Raw genomic sequence first — 17317 nt, 5'->3', positions numbered from 1 at the left:
TTTTATATTTCCCCTCATCCTAGCCTTCTCCCAGTGGGAGAAGGGACTTTTCATTATTAATTCAATTTATAGTGAAAGTCCCCTCTCCTGTGAAGCGAGTTTTAAGCACTGCTTTAAAGCTATGCGCAAGAGAGGGCTCGGAAGAGGTCTAAATAAAAAGCATTTATAAAAAGGATTTGAACATGTCGAAACACATTCCTATTTCTTTTGAGTTTTTCCCGACCAAAACGGATGCGGGCGCAGAAAAACTGAAAGTCGTACACCAAGAATTACAGCTGCTAAACCCAGAGTTTTTCTCAATTACCTATGGTGCAGGCGGTTCAACCCGTGAACGCACCTTAGCAGCCATTGCTGAATTCAATGGTAAAGGCACACCTGTTGCCCCTCACTTGTCTTGTATTGGTGATGACAAAGCACGTATTGCAGAGTTACTCGACATTTATAAAGATCAAGGCATTGACCGTATTGTGGCGCTGCGTGGTGACTTACCTTCAGGTCAAGTTGGCCTAGGCGAATTACCTTATGCCACGGATTTGGTTCGCTTTATTCGTGAACATTCGGGCGATCATTTCAAAATTGAAGTTGCCGCTTATCCAGAAATGCACCCTCAAGCAGATAGTTTTGACCTAGACATTCAACGCTTTTGCGACAAAGCCAATGCAGGTGCGAATGCCGCACTGACTCAGTTCTTCTTTAATCCAGATGCCTACTTCTACTTTGTCGATCGCATTCAAAAAGAAGGTGTGAACATTCCAGTTGCACCAGGCATTATGCCAATTACCAATGCCAGCAACTTGATTCGCTTTGCAGATGGTACAGGCGCTGAGATTCCACGTTGGATTCGTAAGCAACTGGCAACCTATGGTGATGACACTGCCAGCATCAAAGCATTTGGTCATGAAGTGATTGTGAAACTTTGTGAACGCCTGATTGCAGGTGGCGCACCGAGTTTGCACTTCTACACCATGAACACCACTGACCCTACCCGCCAGCTTGTACTAGACCTCGGTTTAGCATAAGCATTTAAACTAGATTCACCCTATTTGAGAGTAAAACCGAATGCCTCGTTTTTTTATGGAAGCAGAACTCAATGTTGATCACACTGTCGAACTGACTGAAACTGTGTTTCACCATTGGGTCAAAGTTTTGCGCGCTCAAGTCGGTGAAACGGCTACTTTGTTTAATGGACAAGGCGGCGAATATGAAGTGACCTTAAATGACGTTGCTAAAAAGTCAGCATCAGTTCAGGTCACTGCTTTTAACCCAACCAATCGTACGCCTACGTTTAAAACTTTACTCGGTCAAGTCATGAGTAAAGGTGACCGTATGGATTATGTCATTCAAAAGGCAGTTGAATTAGGCGTTTCCGAAATTCAACTATTAACGTCTGAACGTTGTGAAATGCGTTTGAAATATGACCGCGACCAAAAGAAGATTGATCATTGGCAAGGCATTGCCATTGCGGCTTGCGAACAATGTGGCATGAATCTTGTGCCAAAAATTCTTGCACCAGTTAGTTTGGAAAAATGGCTTGCATCTGAATTACCTGCGACGCGACTTGTACTCGCCCCAAATAAAGAAAAACTCGACGTATTGGCACATGCGACACCAAACATTGCACTACTCATTGGGCCTGAAGGTGGTTTAAGTGAGGCTGAAATTATAACAGCCAATGAGCACGGTTTTATCAGCTGGTGTATTGGTGAGCGTGTATTACGTACAGAGACAGCACCTGTCGTCGCTTTGTCAATCCTCAACTACAATTTAGTGATTTAAATCACATAAACAGCAGAGTCACCCTTTTGTTCTGTTAATATATTGATTATGATGTACAACAATATTACCCTTGACTTATATCAAAATATAAATTGATTGTGTTTTACACAATGCATTTAAATTTGAAAAAAGACACAACACAACGCCATTGGGTCATAAAAAAAATAAGGTTTCGCGATTCATGCCAGATATTTCTACAGAAAATCTTGATCGGCACTTGCAGACTGCGCAAATATCGCATTCCATTAGCCATCTTCGTTTCCTCATCAGTAGCTTACTGATTCTTAATTTTTATATTTTCTGTGCATATCACTATAATTTTTCTCAAGATTCTTTTTATTTTAACCTGTGGTTTTTTATTTCCGAGTTTATTCTCAGTATTTTTTGGCTCGTGAACACCGTGTATTTCAACCCGAAAAATCACTCTGCCAAACATGCACACCGCTGGATTCAAGGCATCTGTTTAAGTATTGGTCTTTTGGTTGCAGCAGGCGTCGTATGTATCTACTACTACTTACCCAGCCTATCTGGCAATTTTAACTATACAAATGCCCTACTCTTATCTGCACTTTTAGTGATTGTCACACAGACCGTTTGCCTCACCTATTTAACGCAACGCATCAGTTATTTTTGTTTGGTTTTTATTCCGTCTATCACCCCTTATGTCCTCTCGCAATTTATCAACTTCGATGCCAATCATACTCTTTTTCACCTTGCTGTGAACTTTATTCTGATTGTGATTTTGCTCTGTGCCAATGCCACCAACCGTATTAATCAGCACTTATCCCGTCTCTCAATTAAAAATCGAGAGTTGAAAAAAGAAGCTGAAAAACAAGTCGCTTGGACCGATGATTTATGCAAACAGCTACAAAACGAAATGAATAAATCCAAAGAAATTGAACAACAGTTACAACTGAATAATCAATTACTTGAGCAAAAAGTACGTGAACGAACCTTTGACGTAAATCAAATCAATAAAGACTTAAAAAATAAGCAAGAAAACCTATCGCTTGCCCATGAAATTTCAGGTATCCGTCCTTGGGATTGGAATATTAAAGATCGGCTCATTTCCCTGACCAATCACAAACAAGAAAAAGTACTTAAAAATTCCACAGAGCATCAACTTCAGCTTCAGTACCTAATTCATCCAAATGATATTGCCCCGTTTAAATCTGCAATGAAAAGTCATTTACGGGGTCATTCAGACCGCTATGAAGCGACTTACCGTGTGCAACACAATAACGGGAAATGGTACTGGGTACATGACACGGGACGCGTCATTGCTCGCGATCCAATCAATCAAAAACCGTTACAAATGGTCGGTATTCGACGCGATATTCAACATGAAAAAAGCAACCAAGAACGTCTTCGACTAGCAGCGAGCGTCCTTGAACAAGCTGAACAAGGGATTTTCATCTTAGATGAAGACCTGCGTTATATCGACGTAAATCCGTTCTTTGAGCGTTTGGCTGGCTTTGAAGCTGTACAAATTAATGGCAAACATCTGTTTGATATTGTTGCAAACTATAAGTCGCATCAACGCAGCACACATAACCAAATCATTGGACAGCTCCTAAAAAAAGGCGAATACGACGGTGAACTTAATGAAAAGTTCCTATCAGGCAAAGAGCTGTGTATTTGGATGCATCTGAATGCCATTACCGACGAGCAAGATCGTGTCACGCATTATATTGGTATCGTGTCCGATTTAACCGAGCGTAAACTACAAGAACAGCGTCTTTCCTATTTAGAAAACTACGATACGCTGACCGATTTGCCCAACCGTTTTTACTATAACTATCAGCTTCATCAGTATTTGGTTTCTCAACAAGACAGCATTAAACAACTGGCGATTATTCGGCTCAATATCGACCGTTTCCGCCCATTGAATGAATTCTTAAGCAATAATGGCGGAGATGAACTGCTGCGCCAAGTTGCCCAGCGCCTTCGTTTAACCAATGCTGAAGCCTTGATAGTGGCTCACTTAAATGGTGACGATTTTGCAATTGTATATGAGGTCTCTCATATTCGCCCCTCCGTTCAGGAACATATTGATCGCATTAACAAAGCCTTTAGCCTACCTTTTGATATTTTTGGTCAAGAGCACATTATTACGCTTTCAATGGGGATTTCGCAGTACCCTGAACATGGTCGTCAGCTGGACTACTTAAACAACTGTGCAGAACAAGCACTGAGTGAAGCAAAACGTTTAGGTGGAAATGCCACCAAGTTCTACAGCCTGAGCAATACCGTTGCATTAGAAGAAGGAATTTATTTAGAACGCGATTTAAGGCTAGCAATACAAAACAATGAGTTGGTGGTTTATTACCAACCCAAAATCAACTTTCACAATCAGAAGATTTATGGTTTTGAGGCGTTGGTACGCTGGAATCACCCGACCAAAGGCATCGTCCCACCGGGTCTATTCATTCCGATGGCAGAAAAAACCAGCTTAATTTCAGATATTGGCCGCATTGTAATTTTACAAACCGCTAAGCAAATCAAAGAATGGAATAAATTGGGTTTTGATAATATCTGCGTTTCGGTCAATGTGGTTGCCCAACAATTACAACGTGGACAGCTTTTAAAGGACTTAGATGAAGCCCTTGATCGATATAAAATCAGTGGTAGTAGCCTCGAATTAGAAATTACAGAATCCACTTTGGTTGAAAACTCGGAAGCGGTGAAGAACCTCCTTGAAACCATCAAATCGCGTGGCATTCATATTTCTTTAGATGACTTTGGCACAGGTTATTCATCGCTGTCTTATCTGACTGACTTCCCAATCGATACTTTAAAAATTGATCGAAGCTTCATTTCAAAAATTGGGCACTGCAAACAAGAAGCCATTGTGAGCGCCATGATTGCCATGGGGAAAGCCATGGGTATGACCGTGGTGGCGGAAGGAATTGAGACCGAACAACAACTGAGTTACCTACAAAACTTAGAATGTGATATCGCGCAAGGTTATTTATTTTCCAAACCTCTTCCGCAGCTCGATGCTACCCAATATTTAAGAGATCATCTCGACACACCCTCGTATACATACTTAATATAAATCAGACTGTTTTAGCTCTAAGTTTGCCTTAAAAAGCACCAGCTATCACTGGGATATGCCAGCAACTAATGGTATATTCGGTCTTGTCTACTAAAAACTACCAGCTCCGCTGGCTAACCCACGCTACAAAGAGATTCAGATGGACGATCAATCATTAAAACAGCAAGCTTTGTATTATCACGAATTCCCAACCCCAGGGAAAATCAGCGTTACACCTAGCAAGCAGCTGGTCAACCAACACGATTTAGCCTTGGCGTATTCACCTGGTGTCGCAGCACCATGTCTTGAAATTGAAAAAGATCCTTCAAAAGCAGCGCTTTATACTGCACGTGGGAACCTTGTTGCCGTAATCACAAATGGTACTGCCGTTTTGGGTCTAGGTAATATTGGTCCACTGGCTTCTAAACCTGTCATGGAAGGTAAAGGCGTTTTATTTAAAAAATTCGCAGGTGTTGATGTATTTGACATCGAAATTGCAGAAAATGATCCTGACAAAATTGTCGATATTGTTGCTGCATTAGAACCGACTTTTGGTGGCATCAACCTTGAAGACATCAAGGCACCAGAATGCTTCTATATTGAACAAAAACTTCGTGAACGTATGAATATCCCTGTGTTCCACGATGATCAGCATGGTACATCCATTATCGTTGGATCTGCTTTGCTGAATGCTTTGCAATTGAATGGCAAAAAAATTGACGAAATTAAAATCGTCGCTTCAGGCGCAGGGGCTGCAGCTCTGTCTTGCCTAGATTTACTTTGTGCCATTGGTGCAAAAAAAGAAAATATTATTGTTGCAGACTCACGAGGTCTACTTACAACAAAACGTGAAGGTCTAGACGACTCTAAAAAACGTTATGTACAAGATGTTGAAGGCACTCAACTGGCTGACGTGATTGCAGGCGCAGACATGTTCCTCGGCTTATCTGCTGCGGGTATCTTAACCAAAGAAATGGTTAAAGTAATGGCGAAAGATCCGATTATCTTCGCACTTGCCAACCCAGATCCTGAAATTCTGCCTGAACATGCACACGAAGTTCGTGATGACGTGATCATGGCAACAGGTCGTTCAGATTATCCAAACCAAGTAAACAACGCACTTTGTTTCCCTTACATTTTCCGTGGTGCTCTTGATGTAGGCGCAACCACTATCAATGAAGAGATGAAAATTGCATGTGTCTATGCGATTGCGCGTATGGCACACATTGAAGCAGATGCGGCATCTTATGGTGAAAAATCTGCATCTTTTGGTCGTGATTACTTAATTCCACGCCCACTTGATCAGCGTCTGATTTTAGAAATTGCACCTGCTGTTGCACAAGCGGCCATGGATTCAGGTGTTGCAAGTCGTCCAATTCAAGACTTCTCTGCATACCGTCAACGTCTTTCTGAGTTTGTTTATAACTCAGCACTGATGATGAAACCTATTTTTGCTCAAGCAAAATCTGATCCGAAACGTATTGCTTATGCTGAAGGTGAAGACTTACGTGTACTTCGTGCAGTACAAATTGCGGTCGATGAAGATCTTGCAAAACCAATTTTAGTCGGTCGTACTGCGGTTATTGAAGCAAACATTAAAAAGTTAGGCTTACGTCTTGAACATGGTGTGAACATCACTATTGTGGATCAAGAAAAAAATCCTGACTACGAATTGTTTGCAGATGACTACTACACGCTTATGCAGCGTAAAGGTGTAACACCTGAATATGCACAACGTGAAGCACGTCGTCGTTCAACCTTGATCGCATCGATGTTAGTGAAACATGGTAAAGCAGACGGTATGCTATGTGGTACGTATTCAAGCTACGACATTCACTTAGACTTCGTTAAAAACATCATTGGTAAAAAAGAAGGTCACAACTCTTTCTTTACATTGAATGCTTTAATGCTTGAAGACCGTAACCTGTTCATTGCTGACACTTATGTCAACACCAACCCAACAGCTGAACAGTTGGCTGAAATGACAATTTTAGCTGCTGAAGAAGTACGTCGTTTTGGTATGACACCACGTGTTGCTCTACTTTCTCACTCAAGCTTCGGTTCAGATCAAACTGATCCAAGTGCGCAAAAAATGCGTAAAGTGTTTGAGATTTTGACGCAAATCGCGCCAGAACTTGAAGTTGAAGGTGAAATGCATGCGGACGCGGCATTGGATGAAAACATCCGTAACTTTGCATACTCAAACTCGCGCTTCAAAGGTTCTGCGAACCTATTGATCATGCCAAACTTGGATGCAGCCAACATTTCATTTAACCTGTTGAAATCAACTTCAGGTAATAATGTTACCATTGGCCCTATCCTACTTGGCGCAGCGAAACCAGTTCATATTCTTACACCGACAGCAACAACACGTCGTTTAGTGAATATGACTGCGCTGACTGTAGCGGAAATTCAAGAAGCGGAGAAAAACGGCGAATAATTGTTTGTCGTTATACTCGTATCTTGTGACTTGAGAAAACCTCTATTCTGTAGCATGATGGCTGCAAGAATAGAGGTTTTTTCATGCAAGTTTATTTAGTAGGCGGTGCGGTCCGAGATCAGCTTCTGGGTCACCCCTATCACGAAAAAGATTATGTAGTTGTCGGTGCAACGCCTGAACAACTGCTTGCCCAGGGTTTCCAACCTGTAGGTAAAGATTTTCCTGTTTTTTTACATCCTGAAACCAAAGATGAATATGCACTTGCCCGCACCGAACGTAAGTCGGGACAGGGTTATCATGGCTTTGAGTTTTATACCGACAGTACCGTTACCTTAGAACAAGATTTAATTCGACGCGACCTTACCATCAATGCCATCGCCATGGATGCGGAAGGTACACTGTATGACCCCTATGGCGGCCAACGCGATTTAGAGCTCCGTGTTTTAAGGCATGTTTCTGATGCTTTTGTAGAAGACCCACTACGCGTCCTCCGTGTTGCACGATTTGCTGCACGTTATAAAACCCTAGGATTTACGGTGGCCGAAGAAACGTTGGCACTGATGCAACAACTCGCAGACTCGGGTGAACTGGAGGCACTGACTCCTGAACGCGTTTGGAAAGAAACCTCTCGTGCTCTGATGGAAGATCATGCCGATGAATACTTCGAAGTGCTACGTCGCTGTGGTGCTTTAAAAGTGCTTTTTCCAGAAATCGAGGCCCTTTACGGTATTCCACAGCGCCCTGAATATCACCCTGAAATTGACTGTGGTATTCATACCATGATGTCCTTACAACAAGCGTGTCGTGCCAACTACGCACTGGATGTTCGTTTTGCTGTTTTAGTACATGACTTAGGCAAAGCTTTGACACCTGTGGACGAGCTACCGCGTCATATCATGCATGAAGAACGTGGGGTCAAGCCTGTGACAGAAGTGTGTGAGCGCCTAAAAGTTCCAACGCAGATGAAGCAGCTCGCAATTACGGTCTGTAAAGAACATTTGAAATGTCATCAAGCCCTGACCTTAAAACCAGGCACTTTGTGGCGCTTACTGCAACGCTTAGATGTACTACGTCGTCCAGAACGGGTTGAAGCCTTTGTACAAGCTTGTGAATGTGACTCACGTGGTCGTTTAGGGCTTGAAGATCGTGAATACCCACAGTCTGCATATATTTTAAAGGTGATGGATGTGGTGCGAAATATCAAAGCACAAGACCTGCCTGCGGATATCAAAGGCCCTGATATTGGTGAAATGCTGATTGAACGTCGAATACACGCGATTGGAGAGTTAAAGGCTCAATACAGTTAAACCTTGATCGACTCAAATAAAGCGCCACAATCGGCGCTTTATTTAATTTCACTTAAGAAATGGATGCAGGAAAGGTAATTACTTTTTCCAACTGCATCTGTTCAGTTGCAATCATTAACAAACGATCCACACCTAAAGCAATACCTGCACATGCGGTCATTTGAGGCAAAGCAGCCAATAAAAACTCATCGATCGGCATCGCATGTAAGCCTAACTTTTCACGTTCAGCATTATCGGCTTCAAAACGTGAACGTAACACCTCCGCGTCGATCAACTCATCATATGCGTTGGCGAGTTCCAAACCTTCAATATACAGCTCAAAACGTGCTGCAACTAATTCACCATCTTCATCCGTTTTAGTTTTGGCAAGCGAGGCCAGCTCTGGTGGAAAATCGGTTAGAAATACGGGCGTATCAAAACCTAGGCTTGGCTCTACAAAATGTGAAAAGAGCAAATCGATATAGCCAAGTCGGTCATCACCCAAGTCCAAATTTAAACCCACGCGATTACAGCAGTCTTTTAACTCCTTCAAACTGGCTTGCAGTGGGTTCAAATCCAAACGATCCATAAACGCATGCTTATAGCTCAAAATGGTAGGGCGAACCTCACCAAAACGCTGCTTTAATGTGACATTCAATAAGTCTGTCACTTCAAACATCAAATCCTTCAAACTGAAATTCGGTCTATACCATTCCAGCATGGTAAATTCACTATTGTGTTTACGACCATGTTCATCATCACGGAAAACTTTACAGATTTGATAAATCGGCCCACTACCACTGGCCAATAAGCGCTTCATGGCAAACTCAGGTGAGGTCTGCAAATAATGCGTTTGTTGTTTGCCTTGTAGATGGCGCTGTGCTTGAACCGAAGCCAAATGCACATCGGTCACACCAGCTTGAGATAAAATCGGGGTTTCAACCTCAAGCACTTCACGTTCAGCAAAAAACTGACGAATTTGGCTGTACATTTGCGCACGCGCTCGCATGGCTTTTAAGTCACAGGTTGGCTGATAATGGATCACGTCCTGACTCATGCCTTCGGCCCTCCTTGTGCAGCCCATTCACGACGTAATGGATAAGTCTTTCTTAAATGATCAAAGGCTTTTTGGTCAATCATCCCCTCTTTTAAGCAAGCACGTAAGGCTTGGTCATCTCGTGCAATCGGGTAGATTTCCCTTAAATGCTGTTGAAGTACAGATTTCAAATCTTGGCCTTCAAAATATTGAGCACATACAGGCAACTGCGACTCGAAACTTTTATGTGCTTCAAACTGAAAGGTTTTACAGAAAGCCTCATAGATCATTTGTGTACCACGCGCTTTGCCTTCTAAGCTATAACCTGCGATATGTGGCGTCACCAGACTCACAGCATTCAACACTTGTTCAGAAATCACAGGCTCATGCTCAAAGACATCTAGTACCACTTTACGCTGTGTTTTTTCGATGTCGGCCAATAAAGCCTGCTCTTCAATTACAGGCCCACGCGCAGAATTAATCAATATTGCTGTCGTTTTCATCGCAGCGAAAGCTTCGGCGTTGAACAAATGGTAGGTTGGATGTGATCCTGTTTTGGTTAAGGGCACATGCAATGAAATCGCATCAGCAGTACTTAATAAGGCATTTAAATCGACCTGCTGAATCGCATCTTGCTGTACAAAAGGATCATGACCGATCACATTCCAGCCCAATAGTTTGACCATATAAGCTAAGCGAGAACCGACATTTCCTAGACCAATAATGCCCAAAGTAAAACTTTCTTTAGCGTTCAGCAATACTGGATTGAGATGGAGTAAAGCCGTAATTACATATTCAGCCACCGCCTGCGCATTACAACCTGCGGCATTCGCCCATTGAATATTCTGTTTCTCAATGGCTTCAATATCTAAATGGTCTGTACCAATGGTTGCACTACCCACATATTGAAGTGTGGTGTTATTGATTAATGCTGGATTGACTTGAGTTACGGAACGCACCAACAGTGCTTTGGCATCTACAACATCGGCATGTGTTAAAGTACGCCCTGCTTTGTGCTCAATTTCACCAAATTCGGCAAAAAAATAATCGGTAAATGCGAGATTTTCATCTGCCACGATTTTCATAATGTCTTCCAACGCTTTGTTGACTCTATGATAACCGTTGCACAAGCTCAACACTATGTTGCTCTGCAATACATCTGAATAAACAGTCACGATGTTTCATCTTCATGGTAAAAAACCGAATACTTTAAAGAATTGTTTAATATAGATTTACTTCGTTCAAAATACTGAAAAATATAAAGTCAACTCCGTAAACGTTATGATAGTACAAACAACTAGACAAATAATTTAATACTGTTATAAAAAAACCTTCTCCCAACATTTCAGAGAGAAGGCAAAACCTCAAGCAAGTAATAAGCGAGATAATTATTTAGATTTATAAGAGAGTTTCATCCCCACGATATAGCCTGTATTGTCCTCAAACTCGCCAACAATACGACGATCCGAAGTTTCACCTTCCGCATCACCAAACCACATATAGCGACCACCTACGCTGAACGCCAACTTTTGGTTGATATTATATTTCGCTGCCAAGCCAGCGCCCCAATAGCCATTTACTGGGCCTAAAGTTGGAGCAGGGTCGCCTGCACCAGAGTCCCATAAACCTGATACAGAAATCGCGAGCTTTGGTGTCAAACGTTTACCAACACCCAGTTCAACTGAGGTTTGATCTTCTGAATAGTCAACTAAAGGCAAACCTTTGCCCAATGCAGCTGTAGTAGATGCTTTTAATACTGGAGGATAGTAGGCAAAGTCCCCCCACGGCACATAACGGACTTTTGCATAAACTGCTGTGGTCGCATTCAGACCTGTTTGCAGGTTTAAGTTGATAGACTCAGGAGTCGTGATCGTGCCCGAGTTACTGTGTGAATAATCTCCTGCAAATACAATATCTGCCAAAGGAACATCTTCTTTAATCGTTGCTTTATGCTCAACTTCCGAGCGATAGGTTAATGAGGCCAAAATCCCCATTTCAGGTTTAGCATAGCTTAGACCTGCAACCCAACCGACAGCTATATCATCAAAATGGTTGTTATAACCACTATTTGGTCCATAAGTTAAACCACGTAAATGAACATCGGCTTGAAGCTGTTGAAGTGCTGGGCCAGCATAAATCATGACATTTTTATTTAGGTTATAGCCTAAAAGTGCTGTGATGTTTTTCGATTTAACATCTACACGCGTATTGGCATCTGCTGCTGGATGGTTTGTTGCAATGAAATTATTATCACCCTCAAACTTTACTTTGGCACCAAAAGGTTCATCATAAATCACCGCAAGGCGTAACTTCGGATTGATGTCCGTTTTTACTGCATAATTAAGTGATTGAAAGTCTTCAGCCATATCAGAGATATTATTACCACTGGCATCTTTACCAGTCACGTCTGGTGAAATATGCGTGTAGCCCACTTCTGCATAGGTGCCAGATTCAAACAAAGCATCAATTTGTTGTGGAGAACGCTCAAGACCCGTAGCATAGGTTTGGCCTGCACATACGGACAGTATCGCCCCAATGAGATACTTCTGATTCAATTTCATTTCTATTTCTTTAGTTGCGTTTTAAAACAGCAAATGCCGACCATTCCTATGAAAAGCACTCACCATATTTGATTAAATCTTGGATGACTTAATCCTTTTTGTTGGCCTCAAATATGTATTAAGGCGTATAAAACTCGACGACTTTTATGGCGTATTTGTGAGGGATAAATAACGTATGCTTGGATATACACATTTCAGTGTTAATTGGATTTGAAAATTGATAACAGCGGTTCTGTTCTTCTGATTCATCATAGCTATACATCCTTTTAAGCTTTGTTCTCTTGTAATCCACTACAAGACTTTTCTATCTCTGTTATTTTCGAACGTTTTATCTCGTTACTATCATTCGATTTCGCATCGATCTTTTTTAAATATGCTTTAGATTTTAAAGAAACCCACAATCGTCCTTAATAGTGGGTTTCTTTAAAACATGACTTACGATTTTCACTCTGAGACGGAGCATTCAATCTGCTTCAGAAGATTAGCAGTCTTAAAGCGCAGAGCAACCATGCGAAAGAATGGTTCTAGAATGGTTTAGCAAAATAAATTATCAAATAGAAAGGTTTTAGGTGCGGCCACAGTCCGTAGCAGCACCTTATACAGAATGCATTCAAATCTATTGTTTAAATCTCGACCATATCGAAGTCAGCTTTAGATATCCCACAGTCAGGACAGCTCCAGTTCTCGGGGACATCTCGCCATGGCGTACCCGCGGCAATTCCCTCTTGTGGCCATCCGAGTTGCTCATCATAAATCCATCCACAAACCAAACATTGATAGCATTTCATGTTAAGTCCTCATGTATAGAGGATGACTGAGCGAACAATCCCGCAAACTTCTGCTGAATTTTCTGTTTGGCTTTAGGGTAAATATTCATTTTGCTGAAATCACCGGCATAATGCTCCACCACCCGTTGATCCATCAATTTAAACCACCACTTCGGAATCAGTGCCGGTAAAATCATGGCTCCATAACCTGCTGGAAGCTGCGGTACGTCGTCATAGTTTCTTAGGGTTTGAAAACTCCGCGTTGGGTAAGCGTGATGGTCAGAGTGACGCTGCAACTGATACAAGAATAGATTAGTCACCAAGTTGTTATTGTTCCAACTATGTTCTGGCTGGGTGCGTGCATATTGGCCATTTTCAAGCTGCTCCCGCTTTAGGCCATAGTGCTCAATATAATTTACGACTTCAAATAACGTAATACCGTACAAAGCTTGAGTGGCTTGGGTGACCGCAATATTTTTCCCAAAACATTTCAGCATCGCCGCATGATAAAGCCCTGACATCGCCCAACCTTGCAACAACTCATTCTTGAGTGACCAAAAACCAAGACCTTGGCGCTCTAAACGTCGAGTTTCAATTTCAACTGCCGACTTAAAACTGCCCACAACCGTTCTCGGCCAAAACTGCCAAAAAGACTCGCCCATTTGCGAAGAAGCTGGGTCCTCAGGTGTCGCCACACGGTGATGGTGCCCATAAGGATGCTCAATTCGAAAATGATTATAAGCCGTCGGTGCCAATGCCAAATGCGACAACATTTGTTCTAATTTATTCGGTTTATGACTCAGCTCATGTGCAGTATTAATCGCGACACCATTCAATACACCCAATAACGTACCAATAAGCACACGATCATGCGTTGGAGTGCTATCACGACTGGCGAGGTATAAAGCATATAAGTTGGCAGTGTATTGTAGTGGAATAAACAACTTCAAAATACGGGCATAGTAGGGATCGGCCTCTAAGGCTGCAATTGCGGCATCAGGTGGGTTTTCGCTGTCCTCACCAATCAATTTGTCCAAAGCTGGCATGACCACGTGCATAAAAATCGGGCCTGTCGAGGCAAACACCGAACGTAATTTTTTGGGGCCAAACTGATAGCCTGCCAAAGCACCCATAGCAATACACGGGTACGCCAAACCAAATAACCATAAATGCCGTTTTTTATCCTTAAACTGATGTTCACTGTGCTGCTGCTCAAGCAAGGTCAGTGCATTCATGCGGAACTCCTTTTTATTTTAGATAGAACGCTTGCTCATTATTGGTAAAATCAGTTGTGATCATTATTCATTTTCGGACACTATATATTCAAAACAAGACATCACTTTAAAAATATGAATCCTCACATTCCATCTATTCCAGCCCGATATTATTTGCGTTTGCTGCCTTTATTGCTGGAACGCGAGATGGATTTGACTGAACTTTTTCAACTGTTAGGAACGGATTTGAGCAGCTATGTACAACAGGAGGATGCCAAGCTTTCTCTGGCACAAATTGAAACCTTAGTCAGCTATTTACTTAAATTTCCAGAAAACCGTGATTTGGCCTTTGAGCTCGGTCGCTCCTTAAAATTGAGCGCCCATCATTTAGTGGGTTATGCCTTACTCAGCTGTGAAAATGTTATGCAAGCCTTAGGCGTGATGTCGCAATATTTCAGCTTAATCATGCCGAACTTTCGACTAAAAGTGACTGAGTTAACAAACGTCGTGGTTTTGGACATTCACCCGCTGCAAGCCATGAGCACGCTCACATTGAATTTTCATTTAGAAGCCATTGCAGTGGGTTTTTGCAGCAGTTTTGCTGAATTGCTCAATCACCAAGTTAAACCCTATGACATTCATTTATCCGTGTTTCAACCGACTTATGTACAAGCTTTACAGCAACTCAAGCCCGCTCAATTTCACTTTGGTACACTCATTCGTCCTAGCATTAAAATCTTTATTCAAGCGGATAATTTAGACACTAAACTCCCCAAAGCAGATGCATTTTCATTGAACATTTTGGAACAACAGTGCCGCGAACAACTGAAACAAATCAGTTTAGATGGAGAGATTATTGACTGGATCAGCATGATGCTCCGCGAAGCATCTCCTCCGCCAAGTTTTGAAGACTGTGCACAAATGTTGAATATCTCAAGTAAAACCCTGCAGCGCTACTTAAAAAAGCAGGATGCCAATTTTAATACCATTCGTAAGCAGGTCATTTTAAGCCGTGCTGAGCATCTGCTGATGCACACCAACAAAAGCATCACCGAAATTAGTTTTGAGCTGGGCTACTCCACGACAGCGAATTTTTGTAGGACATTTAAAGCTGAATTAGGCACCACACCACAGATGTATCGGCTGAATTCCACACCGAAGATAAGCTGACCTTTGTAGTTTCAATAAAAGACACTTTAATAAGAGTTCATACCAAATAAAACAATGATTATCCTGCCAAAATAAATGTCGTAGTCCCTGCTGGTTTTTATTTCAATATCAATAGTAATTTGATATATAACTGTATAATAAAACAGATTTTAAATTTATTTTTTTGGGGCAAGGATGCGCGAAACTGATCACGAAATTATTCAACTTTTTAAACAACACGTTCACCCGCTTTCAAGCAAACTCACCGAAATGTTAAATGAGCATTTCTCCCACCAAACAGAACGTCGCGGTTGCGGCTATACGCAGGCGACACGTGTTTTAGCGGACTATATTAACAGCCCCAGACTCAGCCAAGATTTTGCCGACTTAAAACTGTTTGACCAATACGAAACCAAGACCTTAAAAGTATTGCTTGAGCAATCGCAGTACATGATTTCTGATTGGCATAATTTAGATTTGAATGAGCAAATTCAACCACTGCTCGCAACCGAAAAAAGCTCTGAATTTGCTCAGCAAGTGCAACGTCAACGGCAGTTACAACTACAATTACGCAGTATCAGCACACAAGCGCAACTGGAAGAAACTCAGATTCTGTGCCAACTCATTGCCGATATTATTCTCCCGCAAAGCACAGCGAAAACAGGTTTGGTTGAGCTCGAAGCCTTGGCTGAAAAACCGAAAGTCGGTTCTTGCCCCATGGCTGAAAACTTCTTTCTTAAAATTGCCCATGGCCGCGTCTTAAGACAGGGCGAACTCAATATTTTTGTGGATGAACAACAGCAGCCCTTATTGTTAGAAAAACTCAATATGGGAGATGATCATTCCTGTATTAGCCTCAAACCGATCCTGATGAATGGGGTATGTTTGCCTGCGGGTTCATTGTTCTCAGTCAACTACGATCGCACAGCCATTCAAAACAAAACTCAAAACCAGCAATATAAAGGCTATGTGATCCCCTATTCTGAGATCAACGGCTTTTGGTTTTTAAGACTCACGACCTTAGCCATTTCTCCTGAAAATCGTGCACGTGCTTTTACAACGCATTATCAGCAGCAAGTTGAAAATGGTTTATTTAGTCCGGGAACCACACGCCTACAACAATTGGTTGATGTCGCGACCGTGCAAATACGGAACTAAACGCATGCTACAGGTTTGCTACTCACCAGATTATTATGCTCAGACCCATACCAACAGTATGGAAAAACTGAGCGCTGTGGCCGATGCTTTAGATCCCCTAGGTATCGTAGAGTTCCATCGCCCTGAAAAGCTCTCCATAGATATTTTAAAACAACTGCATGATCCAAAATATGTCGATGCTTTTGATACAGGCTTCCCTGAAAAGCTAGCCACTTTCCAAGGTTTTAAGCCTTGGAATACTCAACTGCGTGATGCGGTTTACCAGATTAATGCAGGGCAAATTCTCGCAGCAGAATTGGCATTCAAACATCAAATTTCGGCCAATATCGCACAAGGCTTTCATCATGCGGTTTACGAACATGGTGGGTCTTTTTGTACCTTTAACGGGCTAGCTTTAATCGCACAACAGTTTCCAGATAAACGTATTTTCGTGCTGGACTGTGATCAACATGGCGGTAATGGTACGGCAGAATTTACCAGCCGTTTTGACAACTTTTTTAATTATAGTATTTATGGGCTGGCCTTTGGCTGTCCGACCTACGAACGTTCAGAAACCTATCATGTGCATAAACATCAAGGGAACTTCAGCCAATACATTTTAGCGATCCATCAAGCTTTTCAACGTGCCCTAGACTGGAACGCTGATTTAATTATCTTTCAGGCGGGAATGGACTGCCATCAAGATGATCCTTGCGGCTCATCATGGTTCAGTACAGAACTGATTGAAAAACGCGATGAAATTGTATTTCGCTTGGCCAAAAAGCACCAACTGCCTTTGATGTTTGTTTTAGCTGGCGGCTATCAAGCACTACCAGAACTGGTCAAGCTTCATGTGGGGACGTTTCAAACTGCTTATAAAACTTACTATACCGAATAAAAAATGCCAGCATATT

13 protein-coding genes are annotated in these 17317 nt (G+C 42.0%); 8 read left to right on the top strand and 5 right to left on the bottom strand.

The window, feature by feature from the left end; translation table 11 throughout:
• Positions 1 to 182: 182 nt before the first annotated feature.
• The 5 genes from metF (at position 183) to AC4CUX_RS13315 (ending at position 8560) form a co-directional block, all read left to right on the top strand.
• Complete coding sequence (metF, locus tag AC4CUX_RS13335) at positions 183 to 1019, top strand: methylenetetrahydrofolate reductase [NAD(P)H] (RefSeq protein ID WP_087010755.1); 837 nt, start codon at positions 183 to 185, stop codon at positions 1017 to 1019.
• Between the two features lie 40 nt (positions 1020 to 1059).
• The gene (locus AC4CUX_RS13330; RefSeq protein WP_125273044.1) at positions 1060 to 1776 is read left to right on the top strand and encodes a 16S rRNA (uracil(1498)-N(3))-methyltransferase; all 717 of its coding nucleotides are present in this window, start codon (positions 1060 to 1062) and stop codon (positions 1774 to 1776) included.
• 181 nt (positions 1777 to 1957) lie between these two features.
• Positions 1958 to 4834, top strand: coding sequence for a bifunctional diguanylate cyclase/phosphodiesterase (locus AC4CUX_RS13325; RefSeq protein WP_201950831.1), 2877 nt, complete (start codon positions 1958 to 1960; stop codon positions 4832 to 4834).
• A 139-nt stretch (positions 4835 to 4973) separates the two neighbouring features.
• Complete coding sequence (locus AC4CUX_RS13320; protein WP_078426787.1) at positions 4974 to 7253, top strand: NADP-dependent malic enzyme; 2280 nt, start codon at positions 4974 to 4976, stop codon at positions 7251 to 7253.
• Between the two features lie 83 nt (positions 7254 to 7336).
• Positions 7337 to 8560: a multifunctional CCA addition/repair protein gene (locus AC4CUX_RS13315; RefSeq protein WP_151835901.1), complete on the top strand. Its 1224-nt coding sequence runs from the start codon at positions 7337 to 7339 to the stop codon at positions 8558 to 8560.
• A 52-nt stretch (positions 8561 to 8612) separates the two neighbouring features.
• Here AC4CUX_RS13315 and epmA read toward each other — a convergent pair whose 3' ends face one another.
• The 5 genes from epmA to AC4CUX_RS13290 form a co-directional block, all read right to left on the bottom strand.
• A complete protein-coding gene (gene epmA, locus AC4CUX_RS13310) occupies positions 8613 to 9596 on the bottom strand; it encodes an EF-P lysine aminoacylase EpmA (RefSeq protein ID WP_201950828.1) in 984 nt (327 codons plus the stop codon).
• Positions 9593 to 10660 carry a 4-phosphoerythronate dehydrogenase gene (locus AC4CUX_RS13305; protein ID WP_201950824.1) on the bottom strand — a complete coding sequence of 356 codons (1068 nt, stop codon included), beginning with the start codon at positions 10658 to 10660 and terminating at the stop codon, positions 9593 to 9595. The genes epmA and AC4CUX_RS13305 overlap by 4 nt, the downstream gene beginning before the upstream one ends.
• A gap of 303 nt (positions 10661 to 10963) precedes the next feature.
• Positions 10964 to 12136 (bottom strand): OmpP1/FadL family transporter, encoded by a 1173-nt coding sequence (locus AC4CUX_RS13300; protein WP_201950822.1) that lies wholly within the window; start codon positions 12134 to 12136, stop codon positions 10964 to 10966.
• A gap of 623 nt (positions 12137 to 12759) precedes the next feature.
• On the bottom strand, positions 12760 to 12924 hold the full coding sequence (locus tag AC4CUX_RS13295; protein ID WP_004693963.1) for a rubredoxin: 165 nt from the start codon (positions 12922 to 12924) through the stop codon (positions 12760 to 12762).
• Positions 12921 to 14138, bottom strand: coding sequence for an alkane 1-monooxygenase (locus tag AC4CUX_RS13290; RefSeq protein WP_201950820.1), 1218 nt, complete (start codon positions 14136 to 14138; stop codon positions 12921 to 12923). The genes AC4CUX_RS13295 and AC4CUX_RS13290 overlap by 4 nt, the downstream gene beginning before the upstream one ends.
• A 114-nt stretch (positions 14139 to 14252) precedes the next feature.
• Between AC4CUX_RS13290 and AC4CUX_RS13285 the strand changes: the two genes are divergently transcribed.
• From AC4CUX_RS13285 to AC4CUX_RS13275, 3 genes are all read left to right on the top strand, one after another.
• The gene (locus AC4CUX_RS13285) at positions 14253 to 15287 is read left to right on the top strand and encodes a helix-turn-helix domain-containing protein (protein ID WP_201950819.1); all 1035 of its coding nucleotides are present in this window, start codon (positions 14253 to 14255) and stop codon (positions 15285 to 15287) included.
• 174 nt (positions 15288 to 15461) lie between these two features.
• Entirely contained in the window at positions 15462 to 16424 is a 963-nt protein-coding gene (locus tag AC4CUX_RS13280; protein WP_201950818.1) for a hypothetical protein, read from the top strand.
• 4 nt (positions 16425 to 16428) lie between these two features.
• Positions 16429 to 17301, top strand: coding sequence for an arginase family protein (locus AC4CUX_RS13275; RefSeq protein ID WP_201950817.1), 873 nt, complete (start codon positions 16429 to 16431; stop codon positions 17299 to 17301).
• Positions 17302 to 17317: the final 16 nt, after the last annotated feature.

Source organism: Acinetobacter sp. 231_lipA, assembly GCF_058243005.1.
The sequence above is the reverse complement of the archived record's forward strand: the minus strand, read 5'-3'. Positions and strand labels throughout refer to the sequence as shown.

What these genes read in the sequence shown, in the direction of transcription:
- AC4CUX_RS13290 (WP_201950820.1), bottom strand. Translation starts at nt 14,138, where the DNA reads ATGAATGCACTGACCTTGCTTGAGCAGCAGCACAGTGAACATCAGTTT.
- AC4CUX_RS13305 (WP_201950824.1), bottom strand. Translation starts at nt 10,660, where the DNA reads ATGAAAATCGTGGCAGATGAAAATCTCGCATTTACCGATTATTTTTTT.
- AC4CUX_RS13285 (WP_201950819.1), top strand. Translation starts at nt 14,253, where the DNA reads ATGAATCCTCACATTCCATCTATTCCAGCCCGATATTATTTGCGTTTG.
- AC4CUX_RS13315 (WP_151835901.1), top strand. Translation starts at nt 7,337, where the DNA reads ATGCAAGTTTATTTAGTAGGCGGTGCGGTCCGAGATCAGCTTCTGGGT.
- AC4CUX_RS13295 (WP_004693963.1), bottom strand. Translation starts at nt 12,924, where the DNA reads ATGAAATGCTATCAATGTTTGGTTTGTGGATGGATTTATGATGAGCAA.
- AC4CUX_RS13325 (WP_201950831.1), top strand. Translation starts at nt 1,958, where the DNA reads ATGCCAGATATTTCTACAGAAAATCTTGATCGGCACTTGCAGACTGCG.
- epmA (WP_201950828.1), bottom strand. Translation starts at nt 9,596, where the DNA reads ATGAGTCAGGACGTGATCCATTATCAGCCAACCTGTGACTTAAAAGCC.
- AC4CUX_RS13320 (WP_078426787.1), top strand. Translation starts at nt 4,974, where the DNA reads ATGGACGATCAATCATTAAAACAGCAAGCTTTGTATTATCACGAATTC.
- AC4CUX_RS13300 (WP_201950822.1), bottom strand. Translation starts at nt 12,136, where the DNA reads ATGAAATTGAATCAGAAGTATCTCATTGGGGCGATACTGTCCGTATGT.
- metF (WP_087010755.1), top strand. Translation starts at nt 183, where the DNA reads ATGTCGAAACACATTCCTATTTCTTTTGAGTTTTTCCCGACCAAAACG.
- AC4CUX_RS13330 (WP_125273044.1), top strand. Translation starts at nt 1,060, where the DNA reads ATGCCTCGTTTTTTTATGGAAGCAGAACTCAATGTTGATCACACTGTC.
- AC4CUX_RS13280 (WP_201950818.1), top strand. Translation starts at nt 15,462, where the DNA reads ATGCGCGAAACTGATCACGAAATTATTCAACTTTTTAAACAACACGTT.
- AC4CUX_RS13275 (WP_201950817.1), top strand. Translation starts at nt 16,429, where the DNA reads ATGCTACAGGTTTGCTACTCACCAGATTATTATGCTCAGACCCATACC.